General features: G+C 73.8%; 1 protein-coding gene. It reads left to right on the forward strand.

All coding sequences use genetic code 11. From position 1 onward, the window contains the following. Positions 1-1,446 (forward strand): type I polyketide synthase (locus tag HA073_RS30155; protein WP_166457862.1); only part of this gene is annotated, 1,446 nt, incomplete at both ends.

Below are 1,446 nucleotides of genomic sequence, written 5' to 3' on the forward strand. Positions count from 1 at the left end.
GCCGCCGCCGGCGTGGCCGGCATGATCAAAATGGTGCAGGCGATGCGGTACGGCCTGCTCCCACGGACCCTGCACCTCGACGAGCCGACCCCCCACGTGGACTGGTCCGCCGGCGCGGTCTCCCTGCTCACCGAGGCGCGCCCCTGGCCGGCGGTGGACCGGCCCCGCCGGGCCGCCGTGTCGTCGTTCGGCATCAGCGGTACGAACGTGCACCTGATCCTGGAGCAGCCGCCCACGCCGACCGACGCGGACGAGCCGGCCGACGGCGACGAGCCGGTCACCGGTGACGAGCCGTCCCGGGTGCCGGCGGTGCTGCCGCTGCTGCTGTCGGCCCGCGACGCGGCCGGGCTGTCGGCGCAGGCCGGCCGCTGGGCGCAGTGGCTCGGCGGCACCGGGGCCCCGCGCCCGCTCGACGTGGCGTGGTCGTCGGTGGCGTCGCGTTCGGCGTTGGAGCACCGGGCCGTGGTGTCCGGGGCGAGCCGGGACGAACTGCTGGCGGGCCTCGAAGCCGTGTCGGCGGGCGAGGTCTCGGCCGGCGTGCTCACCGGCCCGGGCGGCCAGCGCGGCCAGTTGGCGCTGCTGTTCTCGGGTCAGGGTGCGCAGCGTGCGGGGATGGGCCGGGAGTTGTCCGCTCTGTTCCCGGTGTTCGCCGCCGCGCTGGATGAGGTGTGTGCGCAGCTCGATCCGTTGTTGCCGTGTCCGTTGCGGGAGGTGCTGTTCGCGTCGGAGGGTTCCGCTGAGGCGGGGTTGCTGGATCAGACGGTGTTCACGCAGGCCGGGTTGTTCGCGGTCGAGGTGGCGCTGTTCCGCCTGGTGGAGTCGTTCGGGATCGTGCCGGACATGCTGGCCGGTCACTCGATCGGTGAGGTGACGGCGGCGCATGTCGCGGGCGTGTTGTCCCTGGCCGACGCGTGTCAGCTCGTCGCCGCGCGGGGTCGGTTGATGCAGGCGCTGCCCACGGGCGGCGGCATGCTGGCGGTGGCGGCCGACGAGGCGGCGGTGGTGGAGTCTCTCGCCGGGATGACCGACCGTCTCGGTATCGCGGCGGTTAACGGGCCCGCCGCTGTGGTGGTGTCGGGTGCCGTCGAGGCCCTGGACGAGGTGGAGCGGGTCTGGCGCGACCGGGGCGTGCGGACCCGTCGGCTCACTGTCAGCCATGCGTTCCACAGTCCGTTGATGGCGCCGATGCTGGCCGAGTTCCGCGCGGTCCTGCACGGCCTCACGTTTGCCACGCCGCTGCTGCCGGTCGTGTCGAACGTGACCGGGGCCCTGGCCGGCGACGAGATCCGCACGGCCGACTATTGGGTGCGGCACGTGCGCGAGGCCGTCCGGTACGCCGACGGGATCGCCGCTCTGCGGGCTGCCGGTGTGGACACGTTCCTGGAGGTCGGGCCGCAGAGCGTCCTGACCGCCATGAACGCCGACGTGCTGCCCGACGACGACGCC

This window comes from Micromonospora sp. CMU55-4 (assembly GCF_011602315.1).
Classification (GTDB): Bacteria; Actinomycetota; Actinomycetes; order Mycobacteriales; family Micromonosporaceae; genus Micromonospora; species Micromonospora chalcea.